Origin of the sequence: Pseudoalteromonas sp. 2CM36K (genome assembly GCF_023161865.1) — a bacterium.
Taxonomy (GTDB): Bacteria; Pseudomonadota; Gammaproteobacteria; order Enterobacterales; family Alteromonadaceae; genus Pseudoalteromonas; species Pseudoalteromonas tetraodonis.
In genome coordinates this window covers 1-17,080 of the sequence record NZ_JALNTK010000023.1, presented here as the reverse complement: position 1 = coordinate 17,080, position 17,080 = coordinate 1, and the positions used below count along the sequence as shown (strand labels likewise).

Annotated in this window: 19 protein-coding genes and 1 rRNA gene; 12 read left to right on the top strand and 8 right to left on the bottom strand. The window is 41.1% G+C overall.

Translation table 11 applies throughout. The annotated features are described in order from the left end of the window. Nucleotides 1–50: 50 nt before the first annotated feature. The 3 genes from MTN97_RS14320 (at nucleotide 51) to MTN97_RS14310 (ending at nucleotide 894) form a co-directional block, all read left to right on the top strand. Nucleotides 51–263, top strand: a complete 213-nt coding sequence (locus MTN97_RS14320; protein ID WP_013463659.1) for an EF-hand domain-containing protein — start codon at nucleotides 51–53, stop codon at nucleotides 261–263. 138 nt (nucleotides 264–401) lie between these two features. Then, nucleotides 402–614: an EF-hand domain-containing protein gene (locus MTN97_RS14315; protein WP_013463660.1), complete on the top strand. Its 213-nt coding sequence runs from the start codon at nucleotides 402–404 to the stop codon at nucleotides 612–614. Between the two features lie 64 nt (nucleotides 615–678). Beyond that, nucleotides 679–894 carry an EF-hand domain-containing protein gene (locus MTN97_RS14310; RefSeq protein ID WP_010392739.1) on the top strand — a complete coding sequence of 72 codons (216 nt, stop codon included), beginning with the start codon at nucleotides 679–681 and terminating at the stop codon, nucleotides 892–894. 59 nt (nucleotides 895–953) lie between these two features. On the opposite strand, the gene MTN97_RS14305 is transcribed toward MTN97_RS14310, so the two are convergent. The 5 genes from MTN97_RS14305 to def all read right to left on the bottom strand — a co-directional run bounded on the left by MTN97_RS14305 (nucleotide 954) and on the right by def (nucleotide 7,528). Then, nucleotides 954–3,104: a TonB-dependent siderophore receptor gene (locus tag MTN97_RS14305; protein ID WP_248474682.1), complete on the bottom strand. Its 2,151-nt coding sequence runs from the start codon at nucleotides 3,102–3,104 to the stop codon at nucleotides 954–956. Between the two features lie 192 nt (nucleotides 3,105–3,296). Next, entirely contained in the window at nucleotides 3,297–4,673 is a 1,377-nt protein-coding gene (gene trkA, locus MTN97_RS14300) for a Trk system potassium transporter TrkA (protein ID WP_036980748.1), read from the bottom strand. Nucleotides 4,674–4,748: 75 nt separating this feature from the next. Continuing rightward, nucleotides 4,749–6,044 (bottom strand): 16S rRNA (cytosine(967)-C(5))-methyltransferase RsmB, encoded by a 1,296-nt coding sequence (rsmB, locus tag MTN97_RS14295; RefSeq protein WP_036980750.1) that lies wholly within the window; start codon nucleotides 6,042–6,044, stop codon nucleotides 4,749–4,751. Beyond that, complete coding sequence (gene fmt / locus MTN97_RS14290; RefSeq protein ID WP_069438498.1) at nucleotides 6,037–6,990, bottom strand: methionyl-tRNA formyltransferase; 954 nt, start codon at nucleotides 6,988–6,990, stop codon at nucleotides 6,037–6,039. Before fmt ends, rsmB begins: the two co-directional genes overlap by 8 nt. A gap of 31 nt (nucleotides 6,991–7,021) precedes the next feature. Then, a complete protein-coding gene (gene def, locus MTN97_RS14285) occupies nucleotides 7,022–7,528 on the bottom strand; it encodes a peptide deformylase (protein ID WP_013463665.1) in 507 nt (168 codons plus the stop codon). Nucleotides 7,529–7,647: 119 nt separating this feature from the next. Here def and MTN97_RS14280 point away from each other — a divergent pair, with 119 nt between their 5' ends. From MTN97_RS14280 to hemF, 6 genes are all read left to right on the top strand, one after another. Continuing rightward, nucleotides 7,648–8,769 (top strand): LysM peptidoglycan-binding domain-containing protein, encoded by a 1,122-nt coding sequence (locus MTN97_RS14280; RefSeq protein WP_248474681.1) that lies wholly within the window; start codon nucleotides 7,648–7,650, stop codon nucleotides 8,767–8,769. 28 nt (nucleotides 8,770–8,797) lie between these two features. After that, a complete protein-coding gene (gene dprA / locus MTN97_RS14275; RefSeq protein WP_013463667.1) occupies nucleotides 8,798–9,889 on the top strand; it encodes a DNA-processing protein DprA in 1,092 nt (363 codons plus the stop codon). 1 nt (nucleotide 9,890) lies between these two features. Beyond that, nucleotides 9,891–10,364: a DUF494 family protein gene (locus MTN97_RS14270; RefSeq protein ID WP_248474680.1), complete on the top strand. Its 474-nt coding sequence runs from the start codon at nucleotides 9,891–9,893 to the stop codon at nucleotides 10,362–10,364. Between the two features lie 111 nt (nucleotides 10,365–10,475). Then, the gene (locus tag MTN97_RS14265) at nucleotides 10,476–11,051 is read left to right on the top strand and encodes a type I DNA topoisomerase (RefSeq protein ID WP_248474679.1); all 576 of its coding nucleotides are present in this window, start codon (nucleotides 10,476–10,478) and stop codon (nucleotides 11,049–11,051) included. A 23-nt stretch (nucleotides 11,052–11,074) separates the two neighbouring features. Next, on the top strand, nucleotides 11,075–11,638 hold the full coding sequence (locus MTN97_RS14260; protein WP_138571419.1) for an L-threonylcarbamoyladenylate synthase: 564 nt from the start codon (nucleotides 11,075–11,077) through the stop codon (nucleotides 11,636–11,638). A 2-nt stretch (nucleotides 11,639–11,640) separates the two neighbouring features. Then, a complete protein-coding gene (gene hemF, locus MTN97_RS14255; RefSeq protein ID WP_010392766.1) occupies nucleotides 11,641–12,558 on the top strand; it encodes an oxygen-dependent coproporphyrinogen oxidase in 918 nt (305 codons plus the stop codon). A gap of 46 nt (nucleotides 12,559–12,604) precedes the next feature. Here hemF and MTN97_RS14250 read toward each other — a convergent pair whose 3' ends face one another. Next, on the bottom strand, nucleotides 12,605–14,209 hold the full coding sequence (locus tag MTN97_RS14250; RefSeq protein ID WP_248474678.1) for a methyl-accepting chemotaxis protein: 1,605 nt from the start codon (nucleotides 14,207–14,209) through the stop codon (nucleotides 12,605–12,607). 102 nt (nucleotides 14,210–14,311) lie between these two features. Next, nucleotides 14,312–14,749, bottom strand: coding sequence for a group II truncated hemoglobin (locus MTN97_RS14245; RefSeq protein ID WP_010392770.1), 438 nt, complete (start codon nucleotides 14,747–14,749; stop codon nucleotides 14,312–14,314). 52 nt (nucleotides 14,750–14,801) lie between these two features. Here MTN97_RS14245 and aroE point away from each other — a divergent pair, with 52 nt between their 5' ends. Then, the gene (gene aroE, locus MTN97_RS14240; protein WP_248474677.1) at nucleotides 14,802–15,626 is read left to right on the top strand and encodes a shikimate dehydrogenase; all 825 of its coding nucleotides are present in this window, start codon (nucleotides 14,802–14,804) and stop codon (nucleotides 15,624–15,626) included. After that, the gene (locus MTN97_RS14235) at nucleotides 15,623–15,877 is read left to right on the top strand and encodes a DUF1488 domain-containing protein (protein WP_075169462.1); all 255 of its coding nucleotides are present in this window, start codon (nucleotides 15,623–15,625) and stop codon (nucleotides 15,875–15,877) included. The genes aroE and MTN97_RS14235 overlap by 4 nt, the downstream gene beginning before the upstream one ends. A gap of 1 nt (nucleotide 15,878) precedes the next feature. Here the strand turns inward: MTN97_RS14235 and MTN97_RS14230 are convergent, their stop codons facing one another. Continuing rightward, on the bottom strand, nucleotides 15,879–16,418 hold the full coding sequence (locus MTN97_RS14230) for a gamma carbonic anhydrase family protein (RefSeq protein WP_248474676.1): 540 nt from the start codon (nucleotides 16,416–16,418) through the stop codon (nucleotides 15,879–15,881). Nucleotides 16,419–17,012: 594 nt separating this feature from the next. On the opposite strand from MTN97_RS14230, the gene MTN97_RS14225 reads away from it, so the two are divergent. Next, nucleotides 17,013–17,080, top strand: a 16S ribosomal RNA gene (locus MTN97_RS14225); the annotation flags it as partial.

Genomic DNA, 17,080 nt, shown 5'->3' with positions numbered 1-17,080 from the left:
AGACACAATTTTTTGATAGACCATTGCATTACATTTTGAAGGATTAAATTATGAAAACATTACACAAAACATTTGCACTTATCGCTCTTGCTTCTTCATCAGCTGCCTTTGCAGCGAGCGACTTTGACACACTAGATACTGACGGTAACGGCGCTATTAGCCAAAGCGAAGCATCGGTTGATGCAAAATTAATGAGCATGTTCTCAGAGCTTGATACTGACCAAAACGGTGAGCTATCAAAAGAAGAATTTTCGAAAGCATAAGACAAGGCTAAGTATATTCTGAGTTGCCAAAGACAACCTAGATAGGCAAGGAAGCCTATGAAAGAGAATAACAAGGACTGTGATAGCCAGACACAATTTTTTGATAGACCATTGCATTACATTTTGAAGGATTAAATTATGAAAACATTACATAAAACATTCGCACTTATCGCTCTTGCTTCTTCATCAGCTGCTTTTGCAGCAAGCGACTTTGACATGCTTGATACTGATGGTAACGGCGCTATTAGTCAAAGCGAAGCGGCTGTAAACGCTGATTTAACAGCCGCATTTACTGAGCTTGATACTGACGGTAATGGTGAGCTTTCTAAAGCTGAGTTTGCAAACTTTTAATTTTTGACTTTTTTCATTGCACAGGGATCTCAGAAAAGGATTTCCCTCTTATAGGAGACTTATTATGAAAGCATTAAACACAACACTTGCGATTTTAGTATTAGCGTCATCATCAGCAGCTTATGCAGCGGTAGATTTTGCCTCTTTTGATAGTAATGGCGACGGTGTAATTAGTCAGCAGGAAGCTGCGTCTAATAAACAACTAATGAATATTTTTGATGACTTAGATACTGACGGAAATGGTGAACTTTCTAAAGAAGAGTTTGCAAGAGTACAATAAGTATTACCCCATCATACTCCACTAAAGCCGCTGAATAGTCAGCGGCTTTTTTATACTTGTTAGAGACTATATTTAAGTTGGAGAGAGAAGCTTCTTGGCTTGCCATAACGATATTGGTTATAGAACCCAATTTGACTGTAATAATGCTTATCAAATAAGTTATCGATATTTAGGCTAACAGATAATTGCTCATTCATTTGATAATTCGCCATTAGGCTGGCAATACCATAACTAGGCTGGTTTACCTCAACAGCGCCATAAACAGGGTTTTTAACTTCATCATAGCTATTGCTTTGCCAGCGATAGCCACCACCCACTTTTAGATTGTCTAATGCACCTGAGAGTTGATAGCTAGTAAAAAGTTTAAATTGATCTTTTGGGTTGGTGGTATTTAATACCGTATTATCCGGTTTTTCGCCTTTACTATGAGTATAGCCAAAATAAGCGTTCCAGTTGTCGGTTAATTTTCCGTTGATTTCTAGCTCGTAGCCCTGAGTTAATGTGCCGTCAATGGGCTTGTAGATGGCCTGAAGTGTTTCTGCAATGGTATCTCCCGTGTACTCGCCTACATTATCTTGATAAATTTTAAATCCAGAAAGGGATATGTCTAAACGTTCATCAAGTACAGAAGCTTTTATGCCAATTTCATAATTCTTACCTTTAATAGGGCTTAAATAATGTCCATTTTTATCAACTCGACTTTGTGGTGTAAAAATATCAGTGTAATTAGCATACAAAGCCCAATTCTGTGTTAGTTCATAAGTTGCTCCAAAATAATTAGTTAGTTCATCATTTATTTTATAATCATGCATGCGACCAAAATTATCTTGATTGGTTTGACATTGATTTAACCGGCTTCCAACAATTAAAGACAAGGCATCGGTTATATTTAGTTGTGCAGCAACATAAAGTGCATCTTGTTTAGTTGTGCCATAAGATCCGTAAGCCGCTTCTGACTGCCAATTTGGTTTTGCAATGCTATAACTAGAGTCAGTGAAATCGCCGATAACATAGTCACTTTGTTGACTAGCATAATAAGGGGTCGAAAACTGTTGCTCTTGGGTATTATAACCAAATAGCAGTTGGTGACTTTGGCCCAGCCAATTAAACCGACCATTGAGTTCAACCTCATAGGTATCCTGCGTTCTGTTTGCATCAATATAGTTTATAGAACCGGGTTTCATTCCAGTGTTGTTTATAGGATCGGGCTCTCCTTTTACCCAAAACACATCATAGTCTAGGTCGTTATCACCATAGACATAATTAGCGGTTAGCTGCCAGTTAGCGTTAAAGTAATGCTCTAGGCGAATAAACGCATTAAGTGCATCGGTTCGAGAAGAGGCCCAATCTTGAGCTGTTGAAACACCTCTGTCATAAGCAGTGCGGGAGCCATCACTATAAAAAATAGGCAAACCACCTGACATTGTTCCTTTAGGAGTTGTCGATTGATTATCAACAGCAAGCGTCAACAAAGTATTGTTAGAAAGATCTGCCTCAATAATGCCATATAATGTTTGACTGGTTTGCGAAAAGCGATCTTGATATGAGTGTCTATCTTGATAAGCAACAACAGCTCGTCCTCTTATACTTTCACTATTATTTATACTTCCCGACACATCCACCATCGCGCGGTAGTTGTCCCATGAGCCTAATGAAGCAGTAAGATTTACTTGAGTGTTTACAGTTGGGCGTTTACGTATCAAATTAATTGCTGCCGAAGGGTTACCCGCGCCCAGCATTAACCCCGTTGCTCCTCTAACTATTTCGATACGATCATAAATTGCGGTATCGGTTAGGTTATCTCCATAATTAAAGCGGGTGTCATAGGTGGTCGCTATGCCATCATAAAGTATGCTGGTAACACTAATACCTCGGGCTGAAATAGAAAACTTACCATTATCTGCTTCTCGAGCATTTATGCCTGTCACACTGGTTATAGCTTCAATTGCGGTATTTAGTTGTTGGTCTGCCATGAAGTCGCTGGTTATCGCTATCGTTGATTGCGGCGTTTGCAAATGTGATAGCTCAAGACCTGTTGCAGAGCTCATGGAATTAACTTTATAGCCGTTCGCTTGCTCTCCGATTACGGTTAACCTTTCGATACCTTCGCTAGTGTGGGCGAGCGTTTGAGTTGAAACTGTTGAAAGTAAAAGGCCAACCAGAGTGTAATGAGTTACGGGATAATTTTTCTTAGAGAGTAGGTGTATCATTTGAAATCCATTTTTATTTAAAAACGTGAAATTAACTTTTCACATCAGTAGATGTCGCTGCTTGATAATCGAGCAAGAAGAGACTAATGGATTTTTCTTTATTAGTAAATGCTTTTGATAATGATTTTCATTTAGGTTTGGGTATTCTCCTTTTTACTTACAAGCGGGTTGTGAATAAAAAGGAGGAATTAATTATAAAAAGATTGCGCTAACTTGGAATAACTTTTCAACCACGTTAATGTGCTTTTTATCAATTAAGAACATGATTACATGATCGCCTGACAAAATAATTGTATCGTCATGGGCAATCAGTACATCGTCATTTCGCACAATTGCACCTATTGTGGTACCTGCTGGCAATTTAATATCGGCAATTGCGCGACCTACCACTTTAGAGGTATTTTCATCACCATGGGCAACCGCTTCTATGGCTTCTGCGGCTCCTTTACGTAGTGAGTACACGTTTACAATATCACCACGGCGCACGTGAGTCAGCAATGCAGAAATAGTCGCTTGTTGTGGTGAAATCGCAATATCAATTTCGCCGCCCTGTACTAAATCAACGTAAGCGCCTCGTTGAATAAGTACCATGGTTTTTTGTGCCCCCATGCGTTTTGCGAGCATAGCCGACATTATATTTACTTCATCGTCGTTGGTAACGGCAATAAACACATCAACCTGTTCAATGTGTTCTTCAGAGAGCAGCTCCTGATCGGATGCATCACCACAAAATACCACGGTGTTGTCGAGCATTTCAGAAAGCTGTTCGCCACGCTCTTTACTTCGCTCTAGTAACTTAACGCTGTGGTTTCTTTCCAGTGAACGGGCTAGACCTGCACCAATATTACCGCCACCGGCAATCATGATTTTTTTATACGAGCGTTCCAGCTTTTGTAGCTCGTTCATTACCGCACGAATGTGTTTGGTTGCGGCAATAAAAAATACTTCATCGTCGGCTTCTATTACGGTGGTGCCCAAGGGTTTTATCGCTTTACCTTGGCGGTAAATAGCGGCTACCCGAGTTTCAACATTAGGAATATGCTGCTTAAGTGTAGATAGGGCATAGCCTACCAATAAGCCGCCATAGTAGGCTTTTACAGCCACTAAAGAGAGCATGCCATCGGCAAATTGCAGTACTTGTAATGCGCCAGGGTAGTCTATTAGGCGGCGAATATACTTAGTAACGAGTGCTTCTGGGGCAATATAATGATCGACGGGTAAGTCATCATTATGGAATAGTTTTTCGCGGTATTTTAAATACTGCTCAGAGCGAATACGGGCTATTTTGGTCGGTGTATTAAAAATACTGTAGGCAACTTGGCATGCCACCATGTTAACTTCATCTGAGCTGGTCACCGCAATAATCATATCGGCATCTTCAGCCCCTGCGCGACTTAGCACGTCAGGGTGAGCGCCATGGCCTGCAACACCTTGTAAATCGTACTTATCTTGCAGTTCGCGCAAGCGGTTACCGTCGATATCAACTACGGTTATTTCGTTTTGTTCACCCACTAGGTTTTCTGCGAGTGTGCCGCCAACTTGCCCAGCACCGAGTATGATTATTTTCATTATGTGCCCATATTATTAATACTAATTACATCAAAGTATTAGCTACCTCTAAACTGAAGTAGCTAAATGTGTTGCCTAGGTTTTTTTAACTAATTTAGCGTAATAAAAACCGTCACTTTCGCCTGGTAATAACTGCAAGCCTGGTATGGTTTTAGTGTCTTCGCTGTGCAAAGGAATATGCTCTGCGTCTTCATTATTAGCTAAAAACTTAGCAACTTGTTGTTGGTTTTCTTGTGGAAGCACCGAACAAGTTGCATACACCAATGTACCGCCTGGCTTTAACAATGGCCAAATGCTGTCGAGTATATCGCCTTGGAGGGTGGATAAATCGTTAATGTCGGATGCGCGACGTAACCATTTAATATCTGGGTGACGACGAATTACGCCAGTTGCAGAGCAGGGTACATCTAACAAAATACGATCAAACTGTTCTTCATCCCACCAAGTGTGAGGTTGCGATGCATCACCACATTGTAAGTCGGCGCCCAAACCTATGCGTTCTAGGTTTTGTTTAACACGTTCTAGGCGTGTGGCATCGCTATCAAGCGCAAGCACATCAGCATCGGCAAGCTCTAAAATATGGCAGGTTTTACCACCAGGCGCTGCACAGGCATCGAGTATTGCATCACCATTTTGTGGGTCTAGGTAGCGTGCAGCAAGCTGCGCTGCCGCATCTTGTACTGAACAGGCACCGGTATCAAACTCAGGAAGTGAAAACACATCGCGTGGTTTGCTTAGTTTAATGCCATCAATAAAATCAGGGTTTAGAGTATGTTCAATATCGTTAGCGGTTAGCATTTCGCTATATTCTTGGGTGCTAAACTGCGATTGATTCACTCGAAGCCACATTGGCGCTTGTTGCTGATTAGCTTCTAGAATGTCTTCCCAGCTATCTGGGTAGGCTTCTTTTACTTGCTTTATAAACCAGTTTGGATGGTTGTATAAACACACCGGAATTTGTTTGGCTTTTTCTTCAAGCTCAGTTTGTTGGCGCTGAAAGCTTCGTAAAATGGCGTTAATAAGCCCTTTCAAGCCAAGAGCGCGTAATTGTTGTAACGCATTAACGGTTTCGCTAATTGCTGCATGCGGCGGTACACGCATGTGTTGTAGTTGGTAAATACCCACATACAACAAGAACTGGAAAATACGGCGTTTGCCTTTAAGCGGTTGTTCTACTAAATGCTGGCAATAATTTTCTAGGCTAGGTAAGTAACGTAATACTCCATAGCAAATTTGCTGCAGTAAGGCTTTATCTTTAGGTGATAAGCCTTGGCTAGCGAAAGGGAGTTCTTGATTAAGCGATGCGCCTTTATCAACCACGTTATATAAAGTTTCAGCGGCTAGCGCTCTGACATTGCTTACATTACTCATTATTTTCGCCTAATACGGTGCCGGGTGTGACCCAGTCGCTACGACCGTTTAAAAAATCATTAATTGCCATTGGCTTTTTGCCTTGTGGTTGTAATTCGCTAATAGATAAAGCGTGTTTACCACAAGCCACAACGATACCGTTTTTATCACTTGCTAATACAGTGCCAGCTGCGCCTGACTGTTCAACCACGTTTGCTTGGTATATTTTTACCGTATTACCACGCATTTGGGTAAAGCATACTGGCCATGGGTTAAAGGCACGAATGTTACGCTCGATTTGCTCGGCATCCATAGACCAATCAATGTTGGCTTCGTCTTTTGAGAGCTTTTTAGCGTAATTGGCATCGGCGTCGTTCTGTGGCTCAGGCGTTATGTCCCCGTTGGCTAAACGATTTATGGTGTCGATTAATGCATCAGGTCCCAGTTCAGCAAGCTTAGCGTATAAGCTTGCACTGGTTTCAGTACTATCAATAGGGCAGCGGCTAATATGCAGCATATCGCCGGTATCTAGCCCTTCATCCATTTGCATTATGGTTACACCGGTTTGCTGATCGCCTGCCCAAATAGCACGTTGAATAGGCGCGGCGCCACGCCAGCGCGGTAAAATAGAACCATGTACATTTAAACACCCTAAACGTGGGGCATCTAAAATGGCTTTAGGTAAAATTAAACCGTAGGCAACGACAATCATGATATCGGCATTGAGGCTGCTTAGCTCTTCAAGTGCTTCGTCTGTTTTGAGTGATTGCGGTTGAAAAACGGGTAGGTCATGTTCTAATGCAAGCGCTTTTACTTCACTGGCTTTTAGTTTTTTTCCGCGACCCGCTGGACGATCTGGTTGACTGTAAACGCCCACTATTTGGTGTTCACTATCTATGAGTGCTTGCAGATGGCGTGCAGCAAAGTCCGGCGTACCGGCAAATATAATGCGTAATGGTTGTGTCACTGAGTTTCCTAATTATTTACTAAGGTGCTTATTACTGCGCTGCAAACTTCGCTTCTTTTTCAAGCTTTTTACGAATGCGTTGGCGCTTTAATGGAGATAAATAATCAATAAATAATTTACCTTGAAGGTGATCAAGTTCATGCTGAATACAAATCGCTAATAATTCGTCAGCATCAAGAATAAACTCTTTACCTTCTTCGTTGAGTGCAGCTACGGTAACGGTTTCTGCACGGTCAACTTTTGCATACGAATGAGGAACTGATAAACAGCCTTCTTCGCTCACGGTTGAGCCATCTTTTTTGATAATTTGCGGATTGATAAGCACGAGTGGTTCATTGCGCTCTTCTGATACGTCGATCACCACAATACGCTGGTGAATATCAACCTGTGTAGCAGCAAGCCCAATACCATTTTCATCGTACATAGTTTCTAGCATATCTTTGACAATTTCACGCACTTGATCGTCAACAACAGTTACTTCTTTTGCGATTGTACGTAAACGTTCATCTGGAAATCTTAAAACTTCTAACCTAGCCATAGTTACCTTTTACACTTATGCTTAAATTTAGGGTATTGTATGTTCTTATTTTAGCCATTCACGTTCCCCTTTAACAGGTTTTGGTTAATAATAATGAAAAAACACTATGAGGAAGCTCAATGAAATCTCCATTAATTGCAATTATACTTGTATTAGGTGCAACTTTTCCTGTGCTGGCAGATGTACTAACTATAAAAAAAGATGCACCTAAACAGTATGTTGTGAAAAAAGGTGACACGCTTTGGGATATCTCAGCTATATATCTAAACGAACCTTGGTTATGGCCTGAACTATGGCAAATGAACCCACAAATAAACAACCCTCACCTTATTTACCCCGGAGATGCGTTAGCATTAATTTACGATACAGACGGTAATCCGCGTTTAGTGATTAATAAAGCGTATCGAAAGCTATCACCTATGGGACGTATTACGCCAAAAGGGAAAGATGCGATAACAACTTTACCGCTTGCGTTGATTAAACCGTATTTGTCGTTTGAGCAAGCTATTAACAGCGATACCATAAAAGAAAAGCCCTATATTTTGGGCGCCAACGAAAATACCAAAACCCAAACTATTGACCATATTTTATATGTAAAAGGTAACTTAAAACGTCATCAGGCATATGCTATTTATCATAAAGGTGCGCCTTATACTGACCCTAATACCGGTGAAGAGTTGGCGAGTAGAGCATCTTATGTGGGTATGGCTCGCGCGTTTAGAACAGGTGATGCGGCCAATGGCGAACCGGCCTCAGTAAGAGTTGAATCAGTAAAACGTGAGATCAAACAGGGTGACTTTTTATTACCTGCAATGGAAGGGCAGATGCTGCCAGTATATTTTGAAATGCATCGTCCTGAACAGCCAATGCAGGGTCAAGTGATTGCCTCTCCGCGCGAGATGAAAGAATTTAGCACGATGGATGTAGTGGTGCTAAACTTAGGTTCAGAGCAACAAGTTAAAGTAGGTCATGTACTGGATATTGAACGTCAGTCACCTAAGGTGATTGATAGTGCCAGAGGCCCGCGTTATACCGAAGATTCAAGTCGTTTAGAAAAATTGGTATCGGCTACTAGCGAATTATTTGGCTCAGAAACCGATGAAGATAGCGTTACTTGGAAAATGCCAGCAGAGAAAGTTGGTGAAATGATTATTTTTAAAGTGTATGACAAAGTTAGTTATGCGCTGATCACTAAAAATCAGCACCCAATTCGCATTGGAGATTTGGCAGTAATTCATTAAGTAGCGAGTCGGTGTTCTAGGAGGGAGCATGGAGCAATCGTTTGGCAAGCTAAGCCATTGGCTTGCCTTTTACTTATGCAAAGGGCTTGGAATAAAAACGCTATTAGCCCTCTCTAAACAGCATAGTTTAGAGTCACTGTTTTCCTTATCGCATTCCCAGCTGGTTATGTTGGGCTTAACAGCGAGCCAAGCAAGTAATTTACTTAATACAAATTGGCAGCAAGTTGCGCATTATGAACAGCTTATTAGCCAGCAACATATTATTGTTATTAGTATTTTTGATACCACCTACCCAGAACACCTAAAACAAATAGCCAGTGCGCCATTATTACTTTTTTGTAAAGGCGATATCAGCTTACTGTCTTCTCCACAAATTGCGATTGTTGGCAGTCGAAATGCAACCACCACTGGACTTGAAATTGCTGCAGAGTTTGCACATCAGCTAACGCTTGCTGGCATAACAGTAACCTCTGGTATGGCGCGTGGCATTGATGGTGCTGCCCATAAAGGAGCGCTGGCAGGAAATGGTAAAACCATTGCCGTACTAGGGACTGGTGTTGATGTTTATTACCCTAAACGCCATAAGTTACTTACAGAGCAAGTATTAACACAGGGTTTATTGGTAAGTGAGTTTTTACCGGGCACCGCGGCCAACGCGCATAACTTTCCACGACGTAATCGTATTATTTCAGGACTCTCTTTAGGCGTTTTAATTGTTGAAGCCGAAATTAAAAGTGGCTCACTGATCACCGTACGTTATGCGCTTGAACAAAATAAAGACGTTTTTGCGGTGCCAGGCTCAATTAAAAACCCGCTGGCACAAGCAAGCCATTTTTTAATTAAGCAAGGTGCTAAGCTGGTAGAAAACGTCGCGGATATTCTTGATGAGATGAACTTTTCATACCCTTCTGGTCTAAACTATAAAGAGTTAACTGATGCTGTAACCTCAGATTGTGAGGTGCTTAACAGTATTGGTTTTGAGGTGACCAGTGTGGACGATATTATGCGTCGAGTACAGTGGCCAATTGATAAAGTACAAGCGCGATTGCTTGATTTAGAGTTAGACGATCAAATTGAACGTGTATTAGACGGCTATATTAAATTAAGCGCTGGAGGATAATATGTTTGATATTCTCATGTATTTATTTGAAAACTATGTTCACAGCGAAGGCGATGTATTTGTTGAGCAAAGCACACTTACCGATGAGTTACTCCGCGCTGGGTTTAACAAACCCGAAATTAACAAAGCCATTGACTGGTTAGATCAACTTGCCGCATTACAATACAGCAATGAATCGCCTTATTTATTAGCCACTGAGCAGCATGCAGTGCGAATCTTTACCGATAGCGAGTGTCGAGTTCTTGATACTGAATGCCGTGGCTTTTTAATGTTTGTTGAACAGACCGGCGTTATTAATAGCACCACTCGTGAAATGGTGATGGATCGTTTGGCGGCGCTTGATAATTCAGCCATTACTTTAGAAGATTTAAAATGGTTAATTTTGATGGTGTTATTCAATGCCCCTGATTCTCAGCAGGCGTATGAGCAAATGGAAGATCTTATTTTTGATGAGCCTAGCGAAGTGTTACATTAACCATTATTGGGTGTTTTATTATTTTCAGCGTTAACAAACCGACTGCCATAGCTTGTATCTTTAAGGGTTTTGGGTATATTAGGCGAAAATTCACCAACCACTAGGATTTACATGAGTAAAATCGATCATTCACTTTTCTCGGCCAATAAACACGCCTTAGAAAAAGAATATGAGATATGCCCGCAATGTGGTTCAGAACTCGTCATTCGTAATAGTAAGTCGGGGCCTTTTTTAGGCTGCGCTAGTTACCCTAAGTGCGATTTTATTCGTCCGCTTGCACATCATGATAGCAATGAAATAAAAGTACTTGAGGAGAGCGAGTGTCCAGAGTGTAGCAAGCCGCTGGTGGTGAAAAATGGTCGCTACGGTATGTTTATTGGCTGTACCGGTTACCCTGAATGTCATTATATTGCCAGTGAGCATGACGATACGCCAAGTGAAGAGCCTGTGATTAGTTGCCCTAAATGTAAAAAAGGGCATTTAGTTTCACGCAGTAATAAGTTTGGTAAAGTATTCTATTCCTGCGACTGTTACCCAAGCTGTAAATATACGCTTAATCATAAACCTGTAGCTCAAGCGTGCCCAGTATGTGAGTGGCCAGTTGTTACTGAGAAAAAAGCCGCGAGTGGTGTTGTGTTACAATGCCCACAAAAAAGCTGTATGCATAAGTTTGCTGCCACTGAATAACGTAAATATCTCTGGAGACAATTTTGTCTGACCTTTCTTCTTTATCTGCTGCAATAACAAGCTTAGAACAAGGCGATGTTATTTTATACCCAACCGAAGCTGTTTATGGCTTAGGTTGCGATCCTGACAATCAACAGGCGGTGGAACGTTTACTTGATATTAAACAACGCCCAGTTGAAAAAGGGCTCATTTTAATTGCTGACAATTACGGGCAATTATTAAAGTACGTAGATGATGCTAAGTTGCCCATGGACAAGCGCGCTGATATTTTTTCAAGTTGGCCTGGTGCTATTACCTGGGTTATGCCTGCAGCTAAAACCACGCCGAAGTGGCTAACAGGGCAATTTGATACTATTGCAGTGAGAGTAACTAACCATCCTACAGTTAAACGTTTATGCCAAGAGTTTGGTAAACCATTGGTATCAACAAGTGCAAATTTAACTGGTCAAGCAACGGTAACAAGTATTGTTGAGGCGCAGCAGCAGTTTGCAGATCAGGTTAGTTTTTATGTTGATGAACCATTAGGTGGTAATACACAACCAAGCACCATTAAAGATGCCACAACAGGCAATATATTCAGAGGTTAACTATGCAAAGCGAATTATTAAAACAAGTAAAAGCCTACTTTATGGCTTTGCAAGATACTATTTGCCAAGGCTTAGAAGCAGCAGATGGGAAAGCACAATTTGTTGAAGACAGCTGGCAGCGAGAAGAGGGCGGCGGTGGTCGTACTCGCGTTATCACCAATGGTAATGTGATTGAGCAAGGCGGAGTTAATTACTCTCATGTATTTGGTGCCTCTATGCCGGGCTCTGCCACTGCACATAGACCTGAGCTTGCAGGACGTAGTTTTCATGCGTGTGGTGTATCGTTAGTGATTCACCCTAAAAACCCACATATACCAACAAGCCATGCCAATGTACGTTTTTTTATTGCCGAAAAAGAAGGTGAAGAACCGATTTGGTGGTTTGGTGGTGGTTTTGATTTAACCCCGTTTTACCCTGTACTTGAAGATGTAGTGCATTGGCACCAAGTTGCGCACGATGTGTGTCAGCCATTTGGCGATGATGTTTATCCAAAATATAAAAAATGGTGTGACGAATACTTTTATTTAAAACATCGTGATGAAACCCGCGGCGTAGGCGGCTTATTTTTTGACGATTTAAATGAGTTAGGTTTTGAGCAAAGCTTTGCATTTATGCAATCGGTGGGTAATGGCTTTTTAGATGCTTACGTTCCTATTATTGAACGTCGTAAAAACGATGAGTACACCGAGCAGCAGCGCGACTTCCAATTATACCGCCGTGGTCGTTATGTTGAGTTTAACTTAGTCTGGGATCGTGGCACATTGTTTGGTTTACAAAGCGGTGGCCGTACGGAATCTATTTTAATGTCGATGCCACCTTTAGCCCGTTGGGAGTATAACTATACCCCAGCCGAAGACAGCGCAGAGGCATTACTATATAAAGATTTCTTAAAGCCTCGAGATTGGTTAGCACTGGGCTAAGAATGATATGCCAGTCAATAAGCTACTTTTTGACTGGCTTTTAAAATTATTGTTTAAGTTTAAAACTGCGTACCTGCTCATCTAACGAACGAGCTAAATTGAGTAACTCTTCACTGACTTTTTGATTTTCATCGGCATCCACTAATGATTGCTCGGCGTTATCGCTAATACCAACAACACTTATATTTATTTCTTCAGCAGCTTGGTTTTGTTGCTCTGTTGCATCGGCTATTTGTATATTGAGCTCATTTATTTCATTCATTTGCCCTGAAATATCTTTTAAAGCCTGTGCAACTTGCTGTACTTGTTGCGCTCTTTCGTCTGCCTCTGCACAGGACTCCCCCATGGTTTTAACGGTTTGCGCGGCTTCTGACTGCAGCTTATCTATAGTACAGCGTATTTCATCGGTAGATGCATGAGTTCGAGTTGCTAAAGTACGTACTTCATCAGCAACAACGGCAAAGCCTCGGCCAGCTTCACCTGCACGGGCAGCTTCAATGGCAGCATTAAGCGCTAATAAATTTGTTTGCTCGGCGATACTGCTGATCACCTCAAGTACTTTTCCCACTTCAAGCGTTTGCTCTTGTAGTTGTCTCACTTGATCTGCCGCTTGGCGTACATCTTCTGCTAACTGATTAATACTGAGTTCGGTTTGCTCTGCAACCTGCATGCTTTGTTGTGCTAGTTCATTACTGTTCTCAGATTTTTCTTGAGCAAAATGAGTGGTGTTTCTTACTTCATTGGATGAGCTTTCTAGTTCATTAATTGCTGCGGCCACCGAATCGGTACTTTTCTTTTGTTCTAAAATAGCGCGCTCAGTGGTATCGGCCGAGGTATAAATTTTCTCTGCTGAATGAATAAGTACTTTTGAAGAGTGAGATACCTGAGCAATATTATCTTTAAACGTAGCAATCATTTGGTTAAAGCTGGTGGCAAGCCAGCCGAGTTCATCTTCGGCGTTATCTTTAATGCGTAAGGTTAAATCTTTATTGGTAGTGGCTAAGTGCATTGCATGGCCGAGCTTTTTAAGGCGCACTATAAATATTTTTCTAAACACTATACCTAGCAGCACAAAGGCAATAATAAAAATAGTAGAAAGTAGGCTGGTGGTTACTAAGGTGTTGTAAGTTACCTCATTATCAATATCAGCTAAGGAATAACTAATTTTTACCACGCCTAGTACATCGCCTTCTTGCGCTTGGTGGCAGCCTAAACAGTTAGTACCTTTATAATCAGAGCTAGCATACATCGGGCGTAGGTAGGTCATACTGCGGCTATCGGTGTTTTGCTCTATAAATAAGCTTTCTTTACCCTTTAGTGCTTCGCGTTCGTTGTTATTACTTGCTGTTTGGTTTTTATTTCCGGCACCATACAGATTATTAACTATATCGGAGCGAATAATATGAGCATCTTCTATATTAGGGTGTTTGCGTAGCTTTTGGCTCAATAATTCTCGATTAGCCATAGTACCGGTTAGCATCATGGTGTTTATTGAGTCAAAATAATTATCGGCAAGCAGCTTAATGTTTTCTGCCACCGTATCCTGGGCGAGCGTGCGCTGTTGGCTAGCACTACTAAAAATACTGGCTATTAATACAATAACGCCAGTTAGAGCTAATAAAGCATAAATTTTATGTTGGATTGATTTCACACGCGCCACGCTTTTCTAATTATTTGATAGGGTATTATCTATATTTTAGAAAAGCGGATTTTGACTTAGCGCAAATAATCCACAATTAAAGAACGAGGTAGGTTAATGCTGGTTAATCATATGGCTGGCAAGCTGAGCCAGTGATTGACGTAAGCCTTCGCGTAACACAGGGTTATCTATTTCTATATCTAAGGTCTTATTCATGCAATACATCCACTGATCACGTAAGTCTTGATCAATAGGGAACGGCATATGGCGTTTACGCAGCATCGGGTGGCCGTGTTTTTCTACAAATAGGTCAGGCCCACCAAGCCAACCGGATAAAAACTCAAAAAATACTTGGCGAATTCTGTCTAATGGTTGAGGATGCATATCATATAACGGTTTAGCGTATTCATCACTGGCCATTATATCGTAGAATCTATTAGCAATTGCACGCGTGGGGGCTTCTCCACCAATGATTTCATACGGAGTTTTATCTGGCGTAGGTGCTTGTGTAGTTGTAGACGGCTTTGATCTTGAAAAGAGTCTTTTAATCATAATTTTATCATCGTTAATAGGCAGTACTAAAACTGCGAAGAGGTTGTTTAAAATGGACAAATATGCGGTTTTTGGAAATCCAATCAAACATTCAAAATCTCCCATTATTCATCAGCAGTTTGCAAAATCATTGGGAGAGCAAATCGACTATCGCGCAATATTAGCACCTATCGATGGATTTGAAAAAACAGTCGCTGCTTTTTTTGAGCAAGGGGGAAAAGGCGCCAATGTCACTGTTCCTTTCAAAGAGCAGGCTTTTGCTTTAGCCGATGAACTCACCCCAGTTGCTAAACTGGCAGGCGCAGTGAACACCCTTAAAAAGCGCGATGATGGCAGTTTACTTGGTGATAACACTGATGGCACTGGTTTTGTTAACGACTTACTGACCAATAAAATAACGATAACAGGTAAACGCCTGTTGATCATTGGTGCGGGTGGCGCTGCTCGAGGAGTTATCTTACCTTTACTAGAGCAAAATCCCGCAGAGATAGTTATTGTTAATCGCACAGCACACAAAGCCCAAACATTGGCAAAACTCTTCACTGGGCATGGCAATGTTTCGGGGTATGGTTTTGACGACCTTCCTTTTGCTGATTATCATTTAGTTATTAACTCAACCTCGAGCAGCATGAATAACGAATTACCTGCGTTAAGCGAAAAGCACTTAAGCACATGTGAAATGGCTTATGATATGTTTTACGCCACGCAAAATACGCTATTCATGAATTGGGTCAGCGAACACAATAAAGCAGCTAAGCTATTAGATGGCAGTGGTATGCTAGTAGGCCAAGCCGCACAAGCTTATTATGTATGGCGAAATAAAATGCCTGAGATTGTCCCTGTTATTACTGCACTAAAGCAGGGAGTGCTTAAATGAATCAAGCAATACAGTTTATAGATCGACTCGAATTTAGAGAGCCAACTCATCAATTAGTTTTTTTTGCACAAGTAAGTGGCATGCTAGTTGAGTGTGTGATTGCTGTCAGTAGTTTAAATTTAGCCGATGAGAGTCATGCAACGCGTTATTTTGAGCAATACCGTTTTGATTATGAAGAACGTGCCGAGCAGCTTATTGAAGATGAATGCTATAACTCGGCAGGTCAAATAGAAGTGAGTCTAGTTAGTTAAATTAACTAGCGTCTTCAGCTAAGTATTCATCTTTTAGCTGAACATAATTATCAGCAGACACTTTTAAAAAGCTCAGCTCTTGCTCTGTTAATGGGCGAGCTTGTTTTACTGGGCTACCTACATATAAAAAACCAGACTCTAAACGCTTATTAGGGGGTACTAAAGCACCGCCACCAATAATAACCTCATCTTCTACAATCACATTATCCATAATAATAGCGCCCATACCCACGAGTATACGATTACCTAATACGCAGCCATGTAGCATTACCTTATGACCAACGGTTACATCATCACCAATAATAAGCGGGTAGCCGTCTGGATTATTCTTTGTTGCTCTTGATAAGTGTAAAACGCTGCCATCTTGTATATTAGTACGCTGACCAATACGAATATAGTTAACATCACCGCGGGCAGCAACTAACGGCCATACACTGCTATCATCACCTATAGTGATATCACCGACTAATACAGACGACTCGTCTACATAAACAGATTTATTAAACGCAGGAGTGATTCCTTTATAAGAACGTATTGCCATATATGCACCTTTAAATTAAACATATTAAGAGTATTAGTGTAACAGTAGCGCTTATTTTAGTGCCAGCAAAGCCTGTATTGATTATAAAACTACCAGTTTCACCTGCTTTCGCTCAGATACTAACCGAACAGTGTGTTTTTTTAGTTTTTCTTTAAAAAAGTACTTGCGTAAAAATCTGTTCTCCCTATAATGCGACCCCACTGAGACGGGGAACGCCAACGCATAGCGAGGCACGAACTACTCAGAGAGTTAAATAAAACTTGAGTTTAAATCATCGTAAGAAAGTTTAAAATTAAGTGTTGACTCGAAAAATAAAGGATGTATTATACGCATCCCTAGCGACAACGTCGCAACGTTCTTTAACAATATAAAGCAATCATCTGTGTGGGCACTCGTACAGATTGAGTTCTAACAGCCAGCTTAGTCTACTAAGTGAGGCAAACAAATTTAGAGTCTCAATTGAAACTGAGTGACCAACAGCAATAACTTACTTAGGTTTTACTTAAGAAAAGAATTGCAGCACAGTCAATTCAATATCGAAAGATATTAAATAAATTCAGAATTCATTGAGCTGTCGAAAGACAAAAAACTTTTTAATTGAAGAGTTTGATCATGGCTCAGATTGAACGCTGGCGGCAGGCCTAACACATGCAAGTCGAGCG

Excerpts from the sequence above, each read along its gene's own strand:
- MTN97_RS14310 (WP_010392739.1), top strand. The coding sequence starts at position 679 with ATGAAAGCATTAAACACAACACTTGCGATTTTAGTATTAGCGTCATCA.
- MTN97_RS14235 (WP_075169462.1), top strand. The coding sequence starts at position 15,623 with ATGAATCAAGCAATACAGTTTATAGATCGACTCGAATTTAGAGAGCCA.
- MTN97_RS14305 (WP_248474682.1), bottom strand. The coding sequence starts at position 3,104 with ATGATACACCTACTCTCTAAGAAAAATTATCCCGTAACTCATTACACT.
- def (WP_013463665.1), bottom strand. The coding sequence starts at position 7,528 with ATGGCTAGGTTAGAAGTTTTAAGATTTCCAGATGAACGTTTACGTACA.
- dprA (WP_013463667.1), top strand. The coding sequence starts at position 8,798 with ATGGAGCAATCGTTTGGCAAGCTAAGCCATTGGCTTGCCTTTTACTTA.
- MTN97_RS14270 (WP_248474680.1), top strand. The coding sequence starts at position 9,891 with ATGTTTGATATTCTCATGTATTTATTTGAAAACTATGTTCACAGCGAA.
- MTN97_RS14245 (WP_010392770.1), bottom strand. The coding sequence starts at position 14,749 with ATGATTAAAAGACTCTTTTCAAGATCAAAGCCGTCTACAACTACACAA.
- trkA (WP_036980748.1), bottom strand. The coding sequence starts at position 4,673 with ATGAAAATAATCATACTCGGTGCTGGGCAAGTTGGCGGCACACTCGCA.
- MTN97_RS14265 (WP_248474679.1), top strand. The coding sequence starts at position 10,476 with ATGAGTAAAATCGATCATTCACTTTTCTCGGCCAATAAACACGCCTTA.
- hemF (WP_010392766.1), top strand. The coding sequence starts at position 11,641 with ATGCAAAGCGAATTATTAAAACAAGTAAAAGCCTACTTTATGGCTTTG.
- rsmB (WP_036980750.1), bottom strand. The coding sequence starts at position 6,044 with ATGAGTAATGTAAGCAATGTCAGAGCGCTAGCCGCTGAAACTTTATAT.
- MTN97_RS14230 (WP_248474676.1), bottom strand. The coding sequence starts at position 16,418 with ATGGCAATACGTTCTTATAAAGGAATCACTCCTGCGTTTAATAAATCT.
- MTN97_RS14315 (WP_013463660.1), top strand. The coding sequence starts at position 402 with ATGAAAACATTACATAAAACATTCGCACTTATCGCTCTTGCTTCTTCA.
- aroE (WP_248474677.1), top strand. The coding sequence starts at position 14,802 with ATGGACAAATATGCGGTTTTTGGAAATCCAATCAAACATTCAAAATCT.
- MTN97_RS14320 (WP_013463659.1), top strand. The coding sequence starts at position 51 with ATGAAAACATTACACAAAACATTTGCACTTATCGCTCTTGCTTCTTCA.
- MTN97_RS14280 (WP_248474681.1), top strand. The coding sequence starts at position 7,648 with ATGAAATCTCCATTAATTGCAATTATACTTGTATTAGGTGCAACTTTT.